This window comes from Enterobacter sp. SECR19-1250 (assembly GCF_013391025.1).
In the GTDB taxonomy this organism is placed as follows: Bacteria; Pseudomonadota; Gammaproteobacteria; order Enterobacterales; family Enterobacteriaceae; genus Enterobacter; species Enterobacter cloacae.
Window position 1 is genome coordinate 1 of record NZ_JACASJ010000287.1, and the last position, 905, is coordinate 905.

General features: G+C 45.1%; 1 protein-coding gene. It reads left to right on the top strand.

Features of this window, described 5'->3' with window-relative positions; genetic code table 11:
• A partial coding sequence (locus HX884_RS26645; RefSeq protein WP_178329050.1) for an IS1634 family transposase occupies positions 1 to 886 on the top strand: 886 nt, incomplete at its 5' end.
• Positions 887 to 905 lie beyond the last annotated feature (19 nt).

Consider the following 905-nt stretch of genomic DNA (forward strand, 5'->3'; position numbering starts at 1 on the left):
GACCATCAAGCTCGCAAAACAAGCACTGCTTGCGCTAGAGCCAGAGCAATTGAGCGCTATCGATCATGGCTACTCAGGGTGTTGGATAAACTCGGATTACGGAAAGGTCAATCAACGTTGGTTGCTCGTTCACAGTGAACAAGCCACCAAGCGGGAAGAAATCACTTTCTTCAAGAACTTAGAGGCAAATATAGCAAAAGAAATCAAAGCGTTGAGAAAGCTAAGTAAAAAACCATTCGCTTGTGAAGTTGACGCAGAACTCGCGTTTAACGATTTCAAGAAACAATGTGACTTACTAGGGTTTGAACAAGGCACTCTCATCAAACTGCCGACTTACTCTCATTCGGGGCGCCCAAAGACAGATGAAGCACCGACAGGATACCAATACTTTATCGAGGCCGCTCCCTTCACCGACCTAGAAAAAGTAAAACTGGCTAGGCTCAAAGTAGGCATGTTTATCCTCGCGACGAATGACACCGACAATGAAGCACTCACCATGGCAGCTCTGCTAGCTCATTACAAATCGCAACAAAAAGTCGAGCGTGGCTTCCGCTTTCTAAAAAGCCCTGAGTTTTTAACCTCTTCCATCTTTTTGAAAAAGCCTGAGCGCATTGAAGCGTTACTAATGATAATGACGTTGAGCTTGCTTGTTTACGCCAGTTTAGAACACAAAATCAGAGAGCAACTCGCACAAACCGAAGCGTTCTTCCCAAGTATGGTAAAGAACAAGACGACAGCAAAACCGACGGCACGTTGGGTCTTCTTGCAGTTCGAAGGCATTGATACGTTAGAGATTAACGGCCATCGGTTCATCACTGGACTTCAAGAGCACCAAACACAACTACTCAAATTACTCGGTAGACTCTATGAGGTAGTTTATTCCTAAATTAGCTGCGGAATGTCGG